Source organism: Arcticibacter tournemirensis (assembly GCF_006716645.1).
GTDB lineage: Bacteria > Bacteroidota > Bacteroidia > Sphingobacteriales > Sphingobacteriaceae > Arcticibacter > Arcticibacter tournemirensis.
The window spans coordinates 234,105-255,592 of record NZ_VFPL01000002.1; the positions used below are offsets into that span (position 1 = coordinate 234,105).

Annotated in this window: 15 protein-coding genes; 4 read left to right on the forward strand and 11 right to left on the reverse strand. The window is 43.4% G+C overall.

Translation table 11 applies throughout. The features are described from left to right. Window positions 1-5: 5 nt before the first annotated feature. From BDE36_RS22530 to BDE36_RS22540, 3 genes are all read right to left on the reverse strand, one after another. Window positions 6-1,331 carry a sugar MFS transporter gene (locus BDE36_RS22530; protein ID WP_141816783.1) on the reverse strand — a complete coding sequence of 442 codons (1,326 nt, stop codon included), beginning with the start codon at window positions 1,329-1,331 and terminating at the stop codon, window positions 6-8. Window positions 1,332-1,426: 95 nt separating this feature from the next. Next, a complete protein-coding gene (gene nagB / locus BDE36_RS22535) occupies window positions 1,427-3,346 on the reverse strand; it encodes a glucosamine-6-phosphate deaminase (RefSeq protein ID WP_141816784.1) in 1,920 nt (639 codons plus the stop codon). A gap of 323 nt (window positions 3,347-3,669) precedes the next feature. Beyond that, complete coding sequence (locus BDE36_RS22540) at window positions 3,670-4,734, reverse strand: LacI family DNA-binding transcriptional regulator (protein WP_141816785.1); 1,065 nt, start codon at window positions 4,732-4,734, stop codon at window positions 3,670-3,672. A 140-nt stretch (window positions 4,735-4,874) separates the two neighbouring features. On the opposite strand from BDE36_RS22540, the gene BDE36_RS22545 reads away from it, so the two are divergent. After that, window positions 4,875-6,005, forward strand: a complete 1,131-nt coding sequence (locus BDE36_RS22545; protein ID WP_141816786.1) for a BamA/TamA family outer membrane protein — start codon at window positions 4,875-4,877, stop codon at window positions 6,003-6,005. A 2-nt stretch (window positions 6,006-6,007) separates the two neighbouring features. Here the strand turns inward: BDE36_RS22545 and BDE36_RS22550 are convergent, their stop codons facing one another. Beyond that, on the reverse strand, window positions 6,008-6,793 hold the full coding sequence (locus tag BDE36_RS22550) for an O-methyltransferase (protein WP_141816787.1): 786 nt from the start codon (window positions 6,791-6,793) through the stop codon (window positions 6,008-6,010). A gap of 179 nt (window positions 6,794-6,972) precedes the next feature. Here BDE36_RS22550 and BDE36_RS22555 point away from each other — a divergent pair, with 179 nt between their 5' ends. Next, entirely contained in the window at window positions 6,973-7,842 is an 870-nt protein-coding gene (locus BDE36_RS22555) for a transglutaminase-like domain-containing protein (RefSeq protein ID WP_128770989.1), read from the forward strand. 10 nt (window positions 7,843-7,852) lie between these two features. On the opposite strand, the gene prfB is transcribed toward BDE36_RS22555, so the two are convergent. Continuing rightward, a protein-coding gene (gene prfB, locus BDE36_RS22560; protein ID WP_202618096.1) for a peptide chain release factor 2 occupies window positions 7,853-8,930 on the reverse strand; the annotation gives its coding sequence in 2 pieces (ribosomal slippage) (window positions 7,853-8,869 and window positions 8,871-8,930; 1,077 coding nt in all). Window positions 8,931-9,093: 163 nt separating this feature from the next. Here prfB and pgi point away from each other — a divergent pair. Further along, complete coding sequence (pgi, locus tag BDE36_RS22565; RefSeq protein ID WP_141816789.1) at window positions 9,094-10,740, forward strand: glucose-6-phosphate isomerase; 1,647 nt, start codon at window positions 9,094-9,096, stop codon at window positions 10,738-10,740. Window positions 10,741-10,798: 58 nt separating this feature from the next. Here pgi and BDE36_RS22570 read toward each other — a convergent pair whose 3' ends face one another. The 6 genes from BDE36_RS22570 to secA all read right to left on the reverse strand — a co-directional run bounded on the left by BDE36_RS22570 (window position 10,799) and on the right by secA (window position 20,036). Next, window positions 10,799-11,845 (reverse strand): glutaminyl-peptide cyclotransferase, encoded by a 1,047-nt coding sequence (locus tag BDE36_RS22570; RefSeq protein WP_141816790.1) that lies wholly within the window; start codon window positions 11,843-11,845, stop codon window positions 10,799-10,801. A 159-nt stretch (window positions 11,846-12,004) separates the two neighbouring features. Beyond that, window positions 12,005-12,364, reverse strand: coding sequence for a YraN family protein (locus BDE36_RS22575; protein WP_141816791.1), 360 nt, complete (start codon window positions 12,362-12,364; stop codon window positions 12,005-12,007). Further along, window positions 12,364-14,280: a DNA primase gene (gene dnaG, locus BDE36_RS22580; protein WP_141816792.1), complete on the reverse strand. Its 1,917-nt coding sequence runs from the start codon at window positions 14,278-14,280 to the stop codon at window positions 12,364-12,366. The genes BDE36_RS22575 and dnaG overlap by 1 nt, the downstream gene beginning before the upstream one ends. A 100-nt stretch (window positions 14,281-14,380) precedes the next feature. Then, the gene (locus BDE36_RS22585) at window positions 14,381-15,334 is read right to left on the reverse strand and encodes a hypothetical protein (RefSeq protein WP_244939641.1); all 954 of its coding nucleotides are present in this window, start codon (window positions 15,332-15,334) and stop codon (window positions 14,381-14,383) included. A gap of 201 nt (window positions 15,335-15,535) precedes the next feature. Next, entirely contained in the window at window positions 15,536-16,720 is a 1,185-nt protein-coding gene (locus BDE36_RS22590; protein WP_141816793.1) for a M20 metallopeptidase family protein, read from the reverse strand. A 4-nt stretch (window positions 16,721-16,724) separates the two neighbouring features. After that, entirely contained in the window at window positions 16,725-20,036 is a 3,312-nt protein-coding gene (secA, locus tag BDE36_RS22595) for a preprotein translocase subunit SecA (protein WP_141816794.1), read from the reverse strand. Window positions 20,037-20,200: 164 nt separating this feature from the next. Between secA and purD the strand changes: the two genes are divergently transcribed. Continuing rightward, window positions 20,201-21,472: a phosphoribosylamine--glycine ligase gene (gene purD / locus BDE36_RS22600; RefSeq protein ID WP_141816795.1), complete on the forward strand. Its 1,272-nt coding sequence runs from the start codon at window positions 20,201-20,203 to the stop codon at window positions 21,470-21,472. Window positions 21,473-21,488: the final 16 nt, after the last annotated feature.

A 21,488-nucleotide genomic window follows, 5' to 3' on the forward strand; every position in this document is an offset into this window, starting at 1 on the left:
TATGCTTAATAGGAATGTTTATCGGATTTTATTTTATGTCCCTTAACGGCGAAGTACCATATAAAGAGATAGCAGGGTACCATAATCCAGTATGCCTGCGTAGAAGCAGTTGCTTTATCAAAAGAGAGAGCTAATCTCTCTGATATACCGCCATATAACAAAGGTAATATGGCCCCTCCTGCAATCGCCATAATAAGCAGGGCGGAGGCAGTTTTTGTAAATCTTCCAAGACCCTTGATAGCCAGGGGAAATATCGCCGGCCACATAAGCGAATTTGATAAGCCTAAAAGTGCTATGAACAGTATAGACACATATCCTGTGTTCAATACAGCCATTACCGTAAATATTACTCCCGAAATGGCACATATTTGCAGAGCCTTTTCCTGAGAGATAAACTTGGGGATAGCAGCAATTCCGATAATATAGCCTAGAAGCATAAAGCCCAGGGTTGCCTGAGTGAAAAAACGTGCAGTCGACAAAGGAATGCCTATGGCTTTTCCATAACTTATTATAGTGTCGCCCGCCATGACTTCTACTCCTACGTACAGAAAGAGCGTTAAGACCCCTAAAAGCAAATGCCTGAACTGAAACACACTGGTTTTCCTGTGCAGAGGATCAGCACTTTCCTGCTCTCCCCGATCATCATCATTTATGTCCGGAAGGGAGGATCTCAATACTACTATCGCCAGTATTACCAGCATCACAGAAATGATGATATAGGGGACTACAACACGCGACGCGAGCTCATCCAGTGCAGCTTCTTTTGCATCCGCCGACATGGAGAGAAGATTGTGTTCAAAGGAATCAGCATCTTTTAAAGCTATATATCCGAAAATCAATCCGGCAAATATTCCTGCAACCTTGTTACAAATACCCATGATACTGATTCGCCTGGCAGCACTCTCGTGAGGGCCTAAAATCGCGGCATATGGATTCGAGGCTGTTTGAAGTAAGGCCAGTCCGGTACCGATAATAAACAGTCCGGCAAGAAACATATTAAAGCTCCGCGCCTCAGCAGCAGGGATAAAAACCATCGCTCCCACGGCCATTGTAAACAGGCCTATTGCCATTCCTTTTTTATAGCCCGTTCTCTTCAACAACCATGAAGAAGGAAGAGCCATAACCGTGTAGGCGATAAAGAATGATGTTGCAACCAGGTATGATTCTGTATCCGAGGTTAGCTCGCAGGCAATCTTAAGGTAAGGGATTAGCGTCCCGTTAACCCAGGTAATGAACCCAAAAATGAAGAACAGCGCCCCGATGATCACGATAGGGCTTAAACCGGATCTTTTTACCGGTATATTATCAGGCAATACGGCAGATTTTTCCATCTACTTTTAAAATTCTAGAGTTAGTTCACATTGAGTAATCCTTCTTACTCACATTGCCGTCCCGCCATCGAAGTGCTTTTTTTATAAGATGGAGGTTAAAATCTCCATCTTATAAAAGCTTCCATTGCCGCATATTCAGCCAGTCCAAGCTGGTCGTAAGCACGGGCAGTCTCACGATTCCTGTCTTCCGCTCTCACCCAGAACTCTCTTGCATCGTCTCCGGGGAATACCGGAAGATCTTTTTGCGACTGGTGCTTGAAGATAGCAAGCCTTTTTCTTTCTACTTCCTGTGGCGACAATGGTACAGCCATTTCAATTTCGTGGATATCAAATTCATGCCATGCTCCGCGGTATAGCCATAGCCAGCAGTCTTTCGTCCATTCTTCCGCAGCCTTAAGCCGTGTTAATGCTTCCAGTATAATATCAAAACAAACTTTGTGAGTACCGTGCGGATCAGCAAAGTCGCCGGCAGCAAATACCTGATGAGGTTTCACTTGCTGAAGCAGTTGCATTACGATCTTAACATCGTCCTCATAGCTGACATGTTTCTGAGTTTTCATTCTGTCGTAAAAAGGAAGATCAAGCAGATGAATGTGCTCATCCGGAAGTCCGGCAAAACGCGCACCTGCTATAGCTTCGCCCTTTCTTATCAAGCCCTTAATATTTCTTATCTCTTCTGTATCGGGCTGATTGGGTTTTTTTACTTCCATAAAACTGCGCATGTTCTCATACAGCTTTTCAAGCCCCTTTGAGTCCTGGCCCTGCATTTTGCCAAAGTCTATTGCAAATTCAGTGAAGCGAAGCACATCATCGTCCCACACTGCCGTGTTTCCAGATGTTTGATAAGCCACATGAACCTCATGCCCCTGGTCTGCTAACCGGATGAAGGTACCGCCCATTGAGATCACATCATCGTCGGGATGCGGCGAGAAAATGATACTTCTCTTCTTTGCAGGCTCTGCCCTTTCAGGCCTTTGGCTGTCGTCAGCATCTGGTTTCCCCCCCGGCCAGCCGGTAATGGTATGCTGTACCTTATTGAAAATATGAATGTTAATATTGTATACAGGTCCGCGCTCTGTGGCAAGCTGGGCCATCCCATGATTGTTATAGTCTTCTTCCGTCAGTTTCAGAATCGGCTTGTTCAGTGTTTTCGAAAGCCATATTACCGCCTTTTTAATAAGCTTTTCATCCCAGTGACAATCTTTTACAAGCCATGGAGTATCGAACCTTGTGAGTTCTGATGCTGCATCGGCGTCGAGCACAAACTCTACGTTCGCCGACAGTTGCAAATATGTCGCCGGCACATCAGACGAGATTTCTCCTTCAACAGCTTTCTTAATAATCTCGGCCTTCTTCTGATTCCAGGCCATGAGGATTATTTCGCGGGCCTTAAAGATGGTACCAATCCCCATGGTAATTGCCTTTGTCGGAACATTTTCCTTGCCTCCAAAGTCGAACGAAGCATCCCTTCTGGTCAGGTCGTCCAGCGTTACCAAACGGGTTCCCGAGTTTGGCGCCGACCCGGGCTCATTAAATCCAATATGTCCTGTCCTCCCTATTCCTAATATTTGAAGGTCGAGACCGCCGTAGGCACTTATACGCCGTTCATAATCGAGACAATATGCCTGAATTTCATCTTTATCCAAAGTACCATCAGGAATATTCACATTAGCCGGATCAATATCGATATGATTGAACAGGTTTTCTTTCATGAATGTAACATAACTCTGAACGGCATCAGGTTGCATTGGGTAATACTCGTCGAGATTGAAAGTCACTACATTCTTAAAACTGAGCCCTTCTTCTTTATGCATCCTCACCAACTCTGCATATACCCTCACAGGCGTAGCACCCGTGGCAAGCCCCAGAACCGTAGTTTCACCTTTAGCTTGTTTGCTTTTTATTAAATCAGCAATTCTTTGTGCTACTGCAAGTGAAGCTTTCATCGGATCAGGATACACACTTACAGGCAGTTTCTCGTAACGAGTCTCCTCTAATAGATTTAATCTTGACATATTTTTATTTTAAAATTCCCAGGTTAATTCGTTTCATATACACCAACACACACACGTTTCCTATTATTATTCAAACTTAAAAATTGTTTTTCACAAAAACAAGTAATGTTTGCGCACACACACTAGATTTAATAAAATGTTAACGCCCACACTGATGATTCAAAAGCGAGCAGATGCCCGACTTCCCAGGCAATATCCGGCGAAATGAGAGACAAGATATGTTAGATACGAGGAGAGTTGTGAGTTGCAGGCGGGTTGTGAGTTGCAGGTGGTTGCGAGTTGCAGGTGGGTTGCGAGTTATGGGGAAACCCGGCTGAAATTTCTTAAACCTCGTTTAAATAATAGCTCAGATTCTCTTTAGTAATAATATCTAAGGGCAAATATTTTATGGGAGGAACTTTCTTTTTGAATACAAGGTGGTCTGAAAGCTGATGAACGCTTCGATATCCCTGGCCGCGTGGGTGTTGATTTATAACAAAGCTGATAATTCCCTGATTTATATAATAGATATTTTTAGGCACCAGATCGTAACCAATCACCTTTATACCTTCTATATTTCTTTGTTCAAGGTAAGCTGCAATCTCATACCCTTTAGAGGTAGTAACATAAATACACTTCAGATCGGGGTTATCCTCTACAATGTTATCCAACTGCTTCATAAATGCGAGGTAATCCCGCCTCTGAAGTTCCACTCTTCTGATAGTATATTGATCGATCAGGTTGTTCTGCTCAAAATAACTCCTGAAACCCTGCTCCTTTTTCAGAAGATGTGCCGAATTGCTGATATCTTCATCAATATGGGCGAGAAGTACCGAACAACTCTCAGGATGGCCGTAATGAAAAAGTTTTGCAGCCAAAAATCCACTTTGATATGAATCCTGGCCTATATAACTCAGGGATTTAACATCTTCAATCTGAGTATTAAAAGTGACGAAAGGAATCTTCAGCTTTTTCCACTTCTCCAGAAATGGCAGCGTTTCCTTATAGAAAATAGGGGCGAGAACTATTCCGTCTGGCCTAAGTTCGGTTACTTCTTCGGCCTTTTCTATAAATGATTCACGATTATCTGGAATAAACTGATACTGATTTACTGTTATTCCATATTGTTTAAGATCTTTCTCTGCCTTGTCGATTCCATTTTTTGGATCAAACCAGTAAGGATCATAGGTATAGTCAGGAATCAATGCACCTATGGTATAGGCTTTATTAGAACCAAGAGCTCTTGCGCTATAATTAGGCTCATACTTCATTTCTTTAATGATAGTAAGTATGCGCTCTTTTACATCTTCCGCTACTCTTCCCCTGTTGTGCAACACTCTGTCTACAGTGCCCGCCGATACGTCTGCCTTCTCCGCTATATCCTTAATCCGAACAATTCTTTTATCCATTCGTTCAATGGCCATTAATACGCTGATATTTCAATAATACAAACCTAACATTCATTTGCTTAAATCAAAAAAGGATAAAATACAATAGCTAATCAACAATGTCACTCGGGAAACTAATTCATCTTTTTATATTAGCGGCAATGAAAAAACATCTGGCCCTTTTGAGTTTCGCTTTCCTGATAGCAGCGAATAGCGTTCAAGCTCAGAAAAGACTAATAGAAAAATTCTTATCCGAAAAAAGCGACACTACCCGCAATACAAGTTTCATTATACTTCCGGCTGCTGCCTATGCTCAGGAAACCGGGCTGGAATTTGGCGCTATATCTGTCACTTCTTTCTTCACTGATAAAGCCGATACTACCACACGCAGTTCAGCAATCAACGCTATTGTCACTTTTACCACCAAGAAACAGTCTAATTTCGTTATAAAGCCCGACATATGGTCGCCAGGAAACCGTTATCACTATTCAGGTGTACTGAGATACAAGAACTTCCCTTTTGACTTTTATGGAACCGGCGATGAAACCAATGAGATTGATAAGGACAGGCTGTCTCAAAAAATATTTATCCTAAGTGCTGATGTAGAAAAGCTTATCACCAGGAAGATATATGCAGGGATTAATGCAGGCTTTGAAAATTACACATTCACAGATAAAGAGCAGGGAGGCATTTACCAAACAGAAGCCTTTCAGGATAAAGAAGGGGGAAAGCTAGCTTATATAGGGGTGTCTGCTATATTCGACAGCCGTAATACTAATACCTATACGACTAAAGGCTCATTTTTAAAATTGAACTATTCGTATGCCCCCGCAATTACAGATGACGCTTTTAAAGGAAGCATGATACATGCGGATTTTAGGAGCTTCAGGACAATTGCTCCTAAATTCGTTTTAGGAATTAACACTACCTATCAAACTATTCAGGGATCAAAGCTGCCTTTTTACCTTTTACCCCAACTGGGTAACGATCAGGTGATGAGAGGATATTATACCGGACGTTATCGTGATCAGAATCTGGTAACTGCACATGGGGAACTGCGTTATCGGTTTATGAACCGCTTTGGCGTTGCCGCATTTGCGGGCACAGGCTCGGTATTTAAAAACGGGGAATTCGCCTTCAGAAAGTTCAAGCCAAATTATGGAGCCGGAGTCCGCTACTTCATGGACCCGGCACGGGGCATCACTTTACGCATGGATTACGCAGCAGGTGAGAAACGACCTGGAGAAGAACGTCAAAAGGGCTTTTATTTTGCCCTCGCAGAAGCATTTTAATGTTAAAACTTTACCTTGAAATGCTCCTTGACCTGTTCTTTTCTGAAAAACACGAGCCCAATCCAGAACAGATCGATCGTTACAGTTACCTGCGGATGGTCTTTAATCTCCTGCCATGCCTCTTCCATACCTTTACTCCAATAGATATCATCGAAGATCATTAAGGTACCTTCATGTGTTTTAGGAAGGCTATGAATGAAATAGTCAAGGGTGGCTTCCTTGCGGTGATTGCCGTCAACAAAGAGCACATCGATGAAAGGGCTGCGATCGATAACTTCGGGCAATATATCATCGAAATTCCCGGTCAATATACTAACGTTCTTTATATTCAGGCTGTTTAAGTTCTCCTTTGCCAGCGCTGCAGTTTCCGGACAACCCTCAATGCTGATCACCTCTGCATCGGGCGCTGCTTTGGACAGATAGGAGGTAGTTAACCCCAAACATGTCCCAAGTTCGATAATATTCCTTGGTTTTTGTTCGTTAGTTAACCTGTAAATAAGCTGCGCAAGCGAGGGCGATTTCAATGCATTTTTTGCCAGCTGCTTTACCTGCTTCTGCTTATTGTTGTTTACAAGAGACCCCGCACCAAGATCTGTAATACTGATCGTCCGCTGGTCTGAAAGGAGCCGCCGCCGCAATTGTTCTATATCATTATATTCGGCGCGGGGCCTGAAGTCATAAATGATCTTGTCTATCAAATGATAAACAAAAGGTGAATGAACGCCATGCCGCGTTTTGGCTTTTAGCCGGTGCTTTATAAATGATTTGACTAATTGTAAGTTAAACATACTGACGCAAACTTAGAGTTTTTTGCTTTATGCTTTTGAAGAACCTATAAATTTCGTCGGCACAGCGAAAAAAAACGAAACATTTTGTTGAATAGATAAATAACACAAACGAATTATCAGGAAAGAATGTTATTTTAACGACTCCGAAACGACTGCGCTCACTCATGCGTTGACTACATATGAACGAAAAAGAAATAGGCTCACTGATAAAATTACTTGACGATCCGGACGCAGAGATAGCCCGGCATGTAGAAGACCGCCTTCTTTCCTATGGGAATGAGGTCATTGAACAGCTTGAATTTGCATGGGAGCAGTCTATGGATACTATTTTACAGGAGCGTCTTGAGAATCTGATTCACAGGATTCAGTTCTCCGAGGTTAAACGAGAACTGTCCCTCTGGTATAATGGAGGCGCTTTTGATCTCCTGCAGGGTGCTATTATTATTAATAAGTACCAGTACCCCGACATAGACCCTCAGAAGATAATCAACCAGATTGAAGATATTAAGCGTGAAGTTTGGCTGCAAATCTTGTACGACATGAGTGCTATCGAAAAGGTAAAGCTGATAAATCACGTATTTTATAACATTTACGGATTCTCTGGCAATACGACCAATCACCAGGATCCTCAGAATTCCTATATCAGCCAGGTGCTCGAAACAAAAAGAGGGAATCAAATTTCGCTCGCTCTGATCTATTCGGTCATAGCGCAAAGACTAGATATACCCGTTTATGGCGTAAACCTGCCCCAGCATTTCATACTTGCTTATGTGGACGAAAGCAAAGAAGATACTGATGAAAAAGTTCTTTTTTACATTAACGCATTCAACAAAGGCTTTATTTTTGGGAAAAGAGATGTTGATTCTTTCCTTAAGCAGCTTAATCTGAGTCCCGAAAAACAATTTTATGAGCCCTGCACCAATGCCGACATCATCAAAAGGATCCTTCGTAACCTCACCTCGTCTTATTTAAAGCTTGGTTACGAAGAAAAAGTCAGAGAGGTCGGCGAATTGCTCGAAGCACTGGAAACTCCCAGTGCCGGCGATTAGCATTGTATTGTTAAAACTCCATCAGGTACGCTTTCAGGAAATCGTTCAGATCGCCGTCGAGTACCGCCTGTGCATTAGATGTTTCGTAGTTTGTCCGTAAATCCTTTACTAACTTGTAAGGATGAAGTACATAGTTTCTGATCTGAGAGCCCCATTCGATTTTCTTCTTCGACCCCTCAATTGCAGCTGATGTTTCCATACGTTTCCGGAGTTCCGCCTCGTACAACTGTGATTTAAGCAGGCGTATGGCATTTTCCTTATTTTGCAGCTGCGACCGCGATTCCTGGTTCTTAATAATTATTCCAGAGGGTTTGTGATATAAACGCACCGCAGTCTCAACCTTATTCACATTTTGTCCTCCGGCTCCGCCTGAACGGAACGTCTCGAATTCGATATCTGCGGGGTTTACCTCTATCTCTATGGTATCATCAACCAGAGGATATACATATACAGATGCAAAGGAGGTATGACGCTTAGCGTTAGCGTCGAAAGGAGAAATTCTCACCAGCCGGTGCACACCATTTTCCCCTTTCAAATATCCGTAGGCAAAATCTCCTTCGATCTGGAGCGTCACAGATTTCACTCCGGCGACTTCACCTTCCTGAAAATCCTGCTCGGCAACCTTATAACCATTCTTTTCAGCCCACATGATATACATCCTCATAAGCATACTCGCCCAGTCGCAACTTTCAGTTCCTCCTGCTCCTGCTGTGATCTGAAGGACAGCATTTAGCTGGTCCTCTTCGGAACTTAGCATATTTTTAAACTCCAGCTCCTCGAGCTTCTTCAGAGCAGTTTGATATTGCTCCTTCAATTCCGCTTCAGATGCCTCCCCCGCCTGAAAGAAGTCGAACATTACCGCAACATCGTCTACCGCAGCCTCCACAGCTACAATCCCCTCGGTCCAGACCTTCTTTGATTTAATAGAATGTAATACCTTCTCGGCCTCCTTTGGCCGGTCCCAGAAATCAGGAGTCAGCGTTAGTTCTTCTTCCTGGTGCAATTCATCAAGCTTCCGGTCGATGTCAAAGATGCCTCCTCAGGGTAGCAGATCTATCCCTCAAGTCTGTTAATTGTTCTTTGGTCATAATTGCAAAGGTAATAATAAAGCGGCTATTCCTCTTTCTGCGGCAACGCTTTTATTGACGAGCGATGAAAATCAGGCGTCGCATCTTCTCATCAATGCAATTTTCCCAATAAAATTTCCCCCGCCCAAAAAGGAGTTATATCTTCGCTGAAAATTAAACAGCTATGCTTCCTAAAGTAAACTTTACCGAAACAAAGTCCTACCAATATCTTACTGACCACTTTATTGAGATCAGCGAGAAACACCTGCGCGATCTATTTAAAGAAGACCCGCACAGATATGAAAAGTTCTCCCTTAAATTTAACGAAATTCTGCTCGATTACTCCAAGAACAGGATTGATGAAACAACCATAGCCCTTCTTATTCAGCTTGCCAAAGAATGCGGGCTAAAAGAAGCCATTGAAGCGATGTTTACCGGTGAAGTTATTAACGAAACCGAGGGACGCGCAGTACTTCATACGGCATTAAGGAATCAGTGGAACGAACCGGTGAAGGTCGACGGCGTTGATGTAATGCCGGAAGTAAATGAGGTTCTCCGGAAAATGGAACAATTCAGTAATTCTGTAATTTCCGGCGAATGGAAAGGGTATACAGGAAAAACGATCACTGATATTGTCAACATAGGAATAGGCGGCTCAGACCTGGGTCCGGTAATGGTAACAGAAGCATTAAAGGCGTACAAAAATCACCTCAACCTTCACTTCGTATCAAACGTTGACGGCACCCATATTGCTGAAACATTAAAAAAGGTAAAGGCCGAATCTACCTTGTTCCTCATTGCATCTAAGACGTTCACAACTCAGGAAACCATGGCGAATGCACATACAGCACGAAACTGGTTCCTGCAGGAAGGAGCATCCGACAGCGACGTAGCAAAACATTTTGCTGCTCTCTCAACCAATGAGAAGGCTGTTGCCGCTTTCGGAATCGATACCAAAAACATGTTCGGGTTTTGGGACTGGGTAGGCGGACGTTATTCTTTATGGAGCGCTATTGGTACTTCCATCGCTTTAGGCATCGGATTTGACAACTTTAAAGCACTGCTTTCAGGAGCGCATGCAATGGACAGGCACTTCCGTGAAACAGAATTTGAACAAAATATACCGGTCATCCTTGCTTTGCTGGGTGTATGGTACAATAATTTCTTCGAGGCTGAAAGCCAGGCTATTCTTCCTTACGACCAGTATATGCATCGTTTTGCAGCATACTTTCAGCAAGGTGATATGGAAAGTAATGGAAAATACATTGATCGTAACGGACAGAGAGTGAACTATGAAACTGGTCCGATCATTTGGGGAGAACCAGGCACCAACGGTCAGCATGCTTTCTATCAGCTCATCCATCAGGGGACTAAACTGATACCAGCTGATTTCATTGCGCCGGCTCAGTCACATAACCCTGTAGGTACTCATCACACACTACTTTTATCAAACTTTTTTGCCCAGACAGAAGCATTAATGAACGGCAAAACAGAAGAGGAAGTAGTAGCAGAGTTAAAAGCCTCGGGAAAATCGGAAGAAGAAGTTGCTGCACTTGCTCCCTTTAAAGTTTTTGAGGGCAACAGGCCAACAAACTCGATTCTGGTTAAAAAGGTAAGTCCCGAAACACTCGGATCTCTTATTGCCATGTATGAGCATAAAATCTTTGTTCAGGGAATTATCTGGAATGTCTTCAGTTTTGACCAGTGGGGAGTTGAATTAGGTAAGCAACTGGCGAGCAAGATCCTTCCTGAACTGCAGGGTAAGGATGCTGTAAAGACACATGATTCATCCACGAACGGATTGATCAACCAATATAAAGCATGGCGCTAGTTTTTTGAGTTACGGGTTATAGACTCTGAGTTATGGGGCATTATCACTGTGATATTTCCTACAACTTAGGGCCTGCGACCCGTAACTCAAATACTTTATCCCACCTTTTGCCGGTAACAAATAATCGCTTCCCTACAGCATCCCAGGCTATACCATTTAAAACATCGGCGGTAGGGTTGCGCGACTCTAACGGGTAAAGATCAGACAAATCCAGCTCCCCTTCTACCACTCCCGTTGATGGATTAATAATGACAATGGTGTTTCTCTCCCAAACATTGGCATATATACGACCATTAATATATTCGAGCTCATTCAGAGAATCTATGGCTCCTTTATTGCTGTATACCTCAATATACCCCTCCTCCAGATAAGTATCTTTATTGAGAGTATAGATCCTGTTCGTTCCATCTGACTTGTAAATGTTCTTGCCATCATAGCATAGGCCCCAGCCTTGTTGACTCGCCTGGTAAGGAAACTCCCTTAGCTTCTCAAATGTATCTTTATTATAAACAATTCCGATCTGGTTTTGCCAGGTCAACTGAATCAGTTTATCTCCAACAATTGTCAGTCCCTCAGCAAAAATTGTTTCGGGCATATCAATCTTTTTCAGAACTTTTCCGCTCGTCGGATCCACTTTACGAAGGCTCGATTCCCCCTGAATTCCATCGCTCTCATAAAAAATACCGTCATGATATTCAAGCCCCTGAGTAAAGGCAGAAGTATCATGAGGAAAGGTATTAACAACCTCATATTTGTATTGTACGGGAACCTCAGTTGGGAGCAGGACAATATTCGTAGTTACTTCTTTATACTCGGCACCCTCGTAAACCTTCGCCGTTAAAACCTTAATTCCCAGCGACAGGTCGGATGTTTGAACGCTTACCGACGATGTGTCTTTTCGCGATGTTATAAAAACAGTATCAAGAAGGTAGGCGATTGAATCAAAAGAACCACTTTCTGCATCTATCTTTAAGGTCACATTTTGCCCCCTTGGCACCGAACGTCCCTCTTCAGGCGACAGGAAATACACCGAACTGCTTTTTTGAGTCTTGCACGCAGCGACGATCAGAACAGATATAAATAATACAATGATTACTCTTTTCATTTAAACAAATTTAGCAGTCTCATACAGTGAGACTCAAGAACCTATACTAAATAACAAAAATTGCCGAACAAAGTAAAAAAATCCCTCTCTGGCCTTCTATTATTTCAACTCTTTAACTTAAACCCAACTGTCCCTTGTCAATTGTCCACCTTCCATTGTTTAGCCCCAGAAAGCATCCTCTATATGTCTTAGAGTAAATGCCCCTTTCGAATCAAACAAAACGGATATGATGTCAAAACGAATCTCCCCATTATAGCTATGCTGATAAATGTATCCCTCGGCAGCCCATTGTAAACGCTTTTGCTTTGACACAGAAACAAATTCTTCTGGTTGTCCAAAATCAGTCGAACTCCGCGTCTTGACTTCAGCAAAAACAATGTACCGATCGTACGCTGCGATAATATCCACCTCAGCCTTGCCGTAAAACCAGTTTGTATGCAGTATTTTATAACCTTTATCCATCAAAAACCGGGTGGCTATCTCCTCTCCTTTACGTCCGGTTTGATTGTGAAGAGCCATTATTTAACAATTACCGATCCTAAAAAACTGGAAATCCCCTTCTCAACTTCCTTCACACGCATATAACGCTGCATCAGGATGGCCTGGTTATCTTCATTTGTTTCCTGCTGAATCTCATCCCTGATAGAACGGAGTATCCTGTCGACCTTCCTTTTTTTCAAATGGAAGATACCTCCCAGTATTGTGGCCCGCATATTCTCAGTCTCATTCTTGACGTAAATTTTCCGTTTAGCGAACCAGTTCTCACTTAGAACGTACGGTGAGGATACAACTGAGATCGCAAGCTCAGTAATTTTTTCGTCGGCACTTTTTATAAAATCCTGAATGGTAGGAAGCTCACCCAATTCCATCCTCCTGCTATATTCATCAATGACGGCTTTGCATGCAGGATCATCAAATGTAACGTCGGCAAGGTTCGAAATAACATAAGGAGCAATATACGTGTCGGTGATGCCATCCCAATGCACCAGCTCATGGCCATAATTAAGAAGTAAGCGTACTATCTCTTTTTCCTGTACCTCATCCGAATCTTTGGTTCCCGCTATCTCAGGATACATCTCATCCGGTGGAGGAAGAGGTTCAGGTGCATCATGTCGCGGATCCTTCTTGCTCTTGCCAAGCCTTAGCTTGTTCAGCTCTGCGATCAGGATCCGTTCCTCCATCTGCAGCAGCGAGCTGCACTCCCTGATAAATACCGAAGCCTTAATTCCGTCGGGGATCTTTGCGATACTTTCAACCACATCATGGATCACTCCCGCTTTCTTTATTGGGTCGGAACCAGCTTCCTTCAAAAGGATAGAAGTCTTAAACAGAATAAAGTCTTTCTGATTCTTCTCAATATATGTCTTAAAGGCAGAGCTTCCAATCTTATGAACATAAGAATCCGGATCATGCCCATCGGGAAATAGTACGACCTTCACGTTCAGGCCTTCTTCCAGAATCATATCAAGCCCTCTTAATGAAGCTTTGATTCCCGCTGCGTCGCCATCATAAAGAATGGTAATGTTCTTTGTAAACCGGCCAATAAGCCTCACCTGTTCTGTCGTCAGAGACGTACCCGACGAAGCCACAACATTCTCTATCCCGGCCTGATGTACGGATAGAACGTCGGCATAGCCTTCTACAAGGTAACAGTTATCCAGATCCCTGATGGCCTTCTTCGCAAAGAAAAGACCGTAAAGGACGTTCGACTTATGATAGATCTCACTTTCTGGTGAGTTCACATATTTAGGAACACTTTTATCCGTTTTAAGCGTACGCCCGCCAAATCCAATGATCCGCCCCGTGAAATTATGTATCGGAAACATCACCCTCGCCCGGAAGCGATCATAAAGCTTCCCTTTATCATTTCGAATCGCAAGCCCGGTATCTTCCAGGACACTTTCCTTAAAACCTTCGGCTAGCGTTTTTTCAATAAGTGCGTCCCACGAGCCCGGAGAATAGCCCAGTTCAAACTTTTTAAGAATATCATCTCTGAAGCCCCTTTCACGGAAGTAACCGAGCCCGATAGTCTTCCCTTCTTCGGTTTCCCACATCGTCTCCCTGAAGAACTTAGCAGCTCTTGAAGAGATGACATAGAGATTTTCGCGACGGTTGTCAGATTCCTGTTGTTCGGGCGACTGCTCAATTTCTTCAATTTCTATCCGGTATTTATTCGCCAGAAACTTAAGAGCCTCAGGATAGGAGTACTTCTCATGGTCCATGATAAAGCGAAGAGAATCCCCACCCTTACCACAGCCAAAACATTTATAAATGCCCTTACCAACAGACACGTGGAAGGACGGTGTTTTCTCATCATGAAACGGACAAAGGCCTATCAGACTTGTCCCCCTTTTTTTAAGGTCTACAAAATCGCCAACTACCTCTTCTATTCGCGCGGCTTCAAGTATCTTATCAACGGTTTCTTTAGCGATCATAACAAAGAATCAAAAATAAGAGACATTAGCAGTATGCACAACCTTTAAGACATAATTATGAACTATCATGGGGAGCCGGCCGAATAAACAGTCTCCCGAGCTACTTCTCTTTTTTATAGCTTTTATGAAGAATCAGGAAACTGGCCCGTTCCTCTTTCTTGAAAGGAATGTCCCAGTTGCCCTGGTAACTGATTTTCGTGGGCAAAAGAGTTTCTCCATCATCAAAATAACCCATTTCGATATTCATTTTAACGTCGAAATCAAAGGCAAGATTATCATACTGCATCTCTACAGATCGTCCCATAATCTGTAAAGTACGCTTATCAAATATCGTATTTAACTCTTTGATCATGAGTCCGTCCTTCGTCCAGCCTGAAAGGTCCGGCTTTACTTTAACCCTGAAGGTATAAACGGGTATAGAATCAAGATATGTTCCGCTATAAAATGAATAGTCATAGTACTGCCGCATGTTGGCGCTAAAGATCTGCGTTTTGTTTCCAATAAAAGGAACACCTTTTATCGGTCGTCCGGGACTAAAAAGTAAGGTTTTAAGCTTGTCCTTATAAGATTCATTACTTCCTCCCTTTGCTTTTGTGGTAGCACCACCTGAAGCAACAAAATCAGAATTATAAGCATTCATAAAGATGTAGTCGAACATCTCCACAGTATAAAGCTGGTACTTACCGTTCTTTTTAAGCAGCTTACCACTATCCTGCTTCACCAGGAATTGCATTTTATAAGGGCCATTATTGTTGTGAAATATCTTACGATAGATCCTTCCTTCTATCCTGTTTTTCTTATCATAGGTGAATACACGATTTTCAGCAGTAAAGCTATATCGCTTCATCTGTCGGAAAGCTTCGTAAAAACTGGTATCACTAACAATTTTGTTTATAAATGTCTGTACGTTAATTCGCTCGGCCTTTATATTAACTGCAGAATCAAGCCTCACGGTAAGTACAGTATCCGGATTAAACCGTTTAACCTCCTGGGCCATGCCAATAACAGCAATCGTCAAAAAAAACAAAACCAGAGTCAGCAATCTTAAAGGCATAAGCTTACGGTAAATGTACATGTTATCTAAAATTATATGTCAAAGCCTAACGTCCTCATCTTTCTATTCCAATTTTGCGAGCTCCCGGCATTCTGTATCAGGCAACTGTAGCCCACGCAATTCCCGCTCTGTACATTTAGCCTTCACCCTTGAACATTAAACATTGAACCTTCAACTTTGAACTAACAATTCACATCCCGCCTAGTTTCCCAATCGCTTCAAGGCAATATAAGCCATTAATCCAGTACTAATTGCAAGAGCATCCTCGTCAATATCGAAGGTAGAAGTATGAACAGAAGAAGTGATCCCTTTAGCTTCGTTGCGTATTCCCAGCCGGTAAAAGCAGGAATCAGCCGCCTGCGAATAATAAGCAAAGTCTTCAGCCGCCATCCAGATATCCAGATCCAATACATTCTCTTTACCAAGGTAATCTTCAGCAAACCCACGGACCATGGCTGTCAGCTTTTCCTCATTCACCAAAAAGGGATAACCATTCATTATATGAAAATCGCAGCTACCGCCCATACTTTCAGCTATGCCTTCAGCGATCTTTTTCATCCGCTTATGAGCTTCAGCACGCCAGGCTTCATCCAGCGTCCTAAAGGTACCTTCAAGTTTCACCTCGTCGGGAATAACATTAGTAGCGCCATTGGCAATCACCTTTCCGAAAGACAATACCGTAGGGAGCTTTGGATCGGCAATGCGGCTAACCACCTGCTGCAGGGCCACGATGATATGAGCCGATATCAAAACCGGATCAATATTCTGTTGCGGCTGCGCTCCATGCCCGCCTTTACCTTTAACTGTAAGGTATAATTCATCTGTGGAAGCCATATATTTTCCCGGACGGATGCCGATCTTCCCGGCATCAATCAAGGGCATTACATGTTGACCGATGACTGCATGAGGTTTGGGATTCTCAAGTACCCCTTCTTTTATCATTATACTAGCACCTCCGGGAAGCTTCTCTTCAGCTGGCTGAAAGATCAGTTTTACAGTGCCGCCAAACTCATCCCTTACAGTCTGAAGGATCCGTGCCGTACCAAGAAGCGACGATGTATGTACATCATGCCCGCAAGCATGCATGACACCGGGGTTGATCGATTTATAGGGAACATCATTGCTTTCTGTGATCGGCAAAGCATCCATATCAGCACGGAGAGCAATTACCTCTTCCGAAGGTTTACTGCCCCTGATCAAAGCGACAATGCCCGTATCAGCCATTGACTGCCATGAAATTCCAAGCTCATCGAGATAGGCCTTCACAAAGGCTGAAGTCTGATACTCCTGAAATGACAATTCAGGGTTTGAATGCAGAAAACGGCGATGGTTTATAACATCGCCGTGTATCTTTCCGGATAATTCCCGGATCTTATCTTTTAACATGCTTTTATTCTATACCCGCACCGTGACAGTTTTTATATTTTTTTCCACTTCCGCACGGACAAGGGTCGTTTCTTCCTATCTTCTGTTCATGCCTGACAGGCATCTGTTTCTGAAGTTCACGCGTATCCTCCATTGGCACTGCCCCGCCTTCACCTGCAACTGTAGCAAGTTGTGGTTTTGATACCTTTAGTTTTGACATATCCTGTTTAGGCTGAGGCCTCGCTTCGCGTACTTCTTCAGATTGCTGTACCGGAATACCTCCCTTAAACAGGAAGCTTACGATATCTTTATTAACAGAAACCAACATCTGCTTAAACAGGTTGAAGGCTTCCATTTTATAGATCACCAGGGGATCTTTCTGTTCGTAAACCGCGTTTTGCACCGACTGCTTTAATTCGTCCATCTCACGCAGATGTTCTTTCCATGCATCATCAATCAGCGCAAGAACAACTGTCTTTTCAAACGCCCTGGATACTTCACGGCCGTTGCTTTCTACTGCTTTCTTAAGATTAGCAGCCACCTGTATAGATCTCACACCATCAGTAAACGGAACAATAATATTTTCGATAAACTCCCCTCTTTCACTGAATACCTGTTTCAATACAGGAAGCGCCTGCTGCGATATTGCTTCATTTTTACGCTGATAATATTCAGTAACCTTATCGAAAACGAGATCGGTTAGTTTCGCGATAGAGTTATCGGCGAACGTCTTTTCGTCTATCTCTGAATCTACCGAAAACACCCGTATCACTTCCAACTGAAAGCCTTCAAAGTTTCCTGTCTCTTTATATTCAGTTACAATATCCTCGGCGGTATCATAGAAAGAATTGTTGAGATCGACTTCCAGGCGCTCGCCATACAACGCATTTCTGCGTTTAGCGTATACCACAGTCCTTTGCGAGTTCATCACGTCGTCGTACTCCAGCAAACGCTTACGTATACCAAAGTTGTTTTCCTCTACTTTCCTTTGAGCACGCTCAATAGAACGGGTGATCATAGAGTGCTGGATAACTTCGCCTTCTTCAATTCCCATCCGAAGCATGATATTGGCGATCCGCTCAGAACCAAATAAACGCATCAGGTTATCTTCCAGGGACACAAAGAACTGTGACGAACCTGGATCACCCTGACGTCCGGCACGACCACGTAACTGACGGTCAACACGGCGGGACTCATGTCGTTCAGTGCCTACGATTGCTAAACCACCTGCTTCCTTAACGTTAGGGCCAAGCTTTATGTCGGTACCACGACCTGCCATGTTCGTGGCTATCGTAACTGTACCAGCCAAACCGGCTTCGGCAACAATATCTGCTTCCTTCTGGTGCAATTTGGCATTCAGCACATTGTGCTTAACCCCACGCAGTTTAAGCATACGACTTAGCAGCTCAGAAATTTCAACAGACGTGGTACCTACCAGTACCGGTCGTCCTGCTTGGGTCAATGCCGTGATTTCCTCCACTACGGCATTGTATTTTTCACGCATGGTGCGATAAACTTTATCCTCCATGTCCTTACGCGAAGTAGGGACATTCGTTGGGATCTCTACAACATCCAGCTTATATATCTGCCATAACTCGCCAGCTTCCGTTACCGCGGTACCGGTCATCCCTGCAAGCTTATGATACATTCTGAAATAATTCTGAAGTGTAATCGTAGCATATGTTTGGGTAGCATCTTCTACCTTTACATTTTCCTTCGCTTCAATGGCCTGGTGCAGTCCGTCGGAGTAGCGGCGGCCATCCATAATACGACCTGTCTGCTCGTCCACAATCTTCACCTTTCCCTCGTCAATAATATACTCGATATCTCTTTCAAAAAGAGTATAAGCCTTTAATAACTGGTTTACAGAGTGGATCCGCTCAGACTTCACCGAAAAATCGCGCATCAATTCGTCCTTACGTGCAATTTTCTCCTCTGTTGAAAGAGCTGATTTCTCAATTTCAGCGATCTCAGTACCAACATCGGGCATTACAAAGAAACCCGGATCCTCCCCTGAAGCAGTGATCAGCTCAATTCCTTTTTCGGTAAGCTCTACCTGGTTATTCTTTTCATCAATAACAAAGAACAGCTCAGCATCCGCCTTAGGCATTTCCTTGTTCTGATCCTGCATATGATAGTTCTCACTCTTCATAAGGAGCTGCTTCATTCCCGGCTCACTAAGAAATTTGATGAGAGCTTTATTCTTCGGTAACCCCCGGTGTGCGCGGAGTAAAGCGAGCCCGCCTTCAGTAGGCCCTGTTTTACCTTCTTTAATAAGTTTTTTAGCCTCATTCAGCACATTGGTAACATAGTTTCTCTGAACATTTACCAGTCGTTCAATCCGCGGTTTCAGTTCGTAGAACTCATGCTCGTCGCCTTTTGGAATGGGTCCTGAAATAATCAGAGGAGTACGGGCATCATCAATAAGTACAGAGTCAACCTCATCCACCATCGCGAAATGCAACTTCCGCTGTACCTGATTCTCAGGTGCAAGGGTCATATTATCACGAAGGTAGTCAAAGCCAAATTCGTTATTGGTACCGAAGGTAATGTCGGCAAGATAAGCATTCCTGCGCGCCTCAGAGTTCGGCTGATGCCTGTCGATACAATCGACTGTTAACCCATGAAACTCAAAAAGAGGGCCATTCCACTCCGAGTCACGTCGTGCAAGGTAATCATTTACCGTCACGATATGTACACCCTGTCCGGCTAAAGCATTAAGATATGCAGGTAAGGTTCCAACGAGTGTTTTACCTTCCCCTGTTGCCATTTCGGAAATTTTACCCTGGTGCAATACGATACCGCCGATCAGCTGAACATCATAATGCACCATATTCCAGGTAACTGTATTACCTGCAGCGGTCCATGTATTATGGTAGATCGCTTTATCCCCCTGAATCACCACATTCGGTTTGCGCGATGCAAGTTCACGATCAGCCTGGGTAGCTGTAACTTCAATAGTTTTATTTTCGGTAAAGCGCCTCGCTGTATCTTTGACTACGGCAAATGCTTCCGGCAGAATTTCCATCAGCACTTTTTCGAGCTCCTTATCACGCTCCTTACCTAATTTATCTATTTGATCATAGATATCTGTCTTATTCTGTACTGATAATTCAGGATCTTCTGCCTTTGTCTTTAAGGAACTTACTTCTGCATCTATATCTGCAAGCGCTTCTTTAATCTTGTTTTTAAAGGTAACAGTTCTCTCCCTTAATTCGTCATTGCTTATAGCAGCCAGCTTCGCATACTCGGCTTTGATTTGCTCAACCAACGGCTGAATTAGCTTTATATCTCGCTCAGATTTACTTCCGAATAATTTACTTAAAAATCCTAACATTGTTTGTTCAATAAAATTCCTTTTGCTCAATAACTACGCCACCCACCCTCGAAAGACAATTTGGCATACAAGCGATCAAAATTAGTAAATTAAATAGAGAATTCGGGAGTTGATAATAGAAAAGGAGACTATAATCGCAACGATTTAACATTATCTTTGCGCTTATGAATATTCTTTTACTTGGTTCCGGCGGAAGAGAGAGCGCTTTTGCCTGGAAGATAACCCAAAGTCCTCTTTGCACTGCGTTGTTTATAGCGCCCGGAAATGCCGGCACCGGAGCCTACGGAACAAATGTAAACCTGAATGTTACTGATTTTCAGGGGATCGGAAATTTCGTATTACATAATGATATCAGTATGGTTGTCGTTGGCCCGGAAGAACCACTGGTAAAAGGGATTCATGATTATTTCCTCGCTGATGAGAAACTGAAAGCGATCCCGGTTATCGGCCCCGATCAGGAAGGAGCAAAGCTTGAAGGAAGCAAAAACTATTCGAAGGCCTTTATGCGCAGGCACTTCATTCCTACAGCTGCATCCGCTTCTTTTACAGAGCATTCTATTAACGAGGGTCTTGCATACCTTGAAACACAAAAGCTTCCCGTAGTTTTAAAAGCCGACGGACTAGCTGCCGGAAAAGGTGTGCTAATCTGCCAGACTCTTGAGGAAGCTCAGGCCGAGCTTATCGCTATGCTTGGGGGCAAGTTTGGCGAGGCCAGCAGCACGGTGGTAATTGAAGAGTTCATGAGCGGAATAGAACTGTCGGTATTTGTTCTCACCGACGGCCATTCGTACAAGATCCTTCCCGAAGCTAAAGATTATAAGCGCATTGGTGAAGGTGATACAGGGCTAAATACGGGCGGAATGGGATCTATATCCCCTGTTCCTTTTGCAGACGAAGCGTTCATGCAAAAAGTAGAAAATGACATTATCAAACCTACCATAGGCGGCTTAAAAATCGACCAAATCCATTATAAAGGATTCATCTTCATTGGTTTGATGAACGTAAATGGAGAACCTTTCGTTATAGAATATAACGTTCGTATGGGTGATCCTGAAACTGAAAGCGTTATTCCGAGAATAGAGAGCGACTTTCTCAATCTTCTTTTAGGAGTAGCCCAGGAGAACCTTGCAGAAAAAGAGTTAAAGATATCTCCTAAAACTGCTGCTACGGTGATGCTTGTAGCCAGCGGATACCCGGGAGAGTATCTTAAAGGGAACCCTATCGCGGGACTCGACAATATCCGCGATTCTCATGTCTTCCAAGCCGGAACCGTTTCTGACGGCAGTGAGATAAAGACTGCCGGGGGCAGGGTATTGGCGGTTACTTCAGTTCAGGACACGATGTTCGATGCTGTACAGCAAGCCGTAGCAGATGCAGGACGTATTTATTATGATGGCCGTTATTTCAGAACAGATATTGGCTTCGACCTGTTGTAGCTGTTTATGTTAGCCA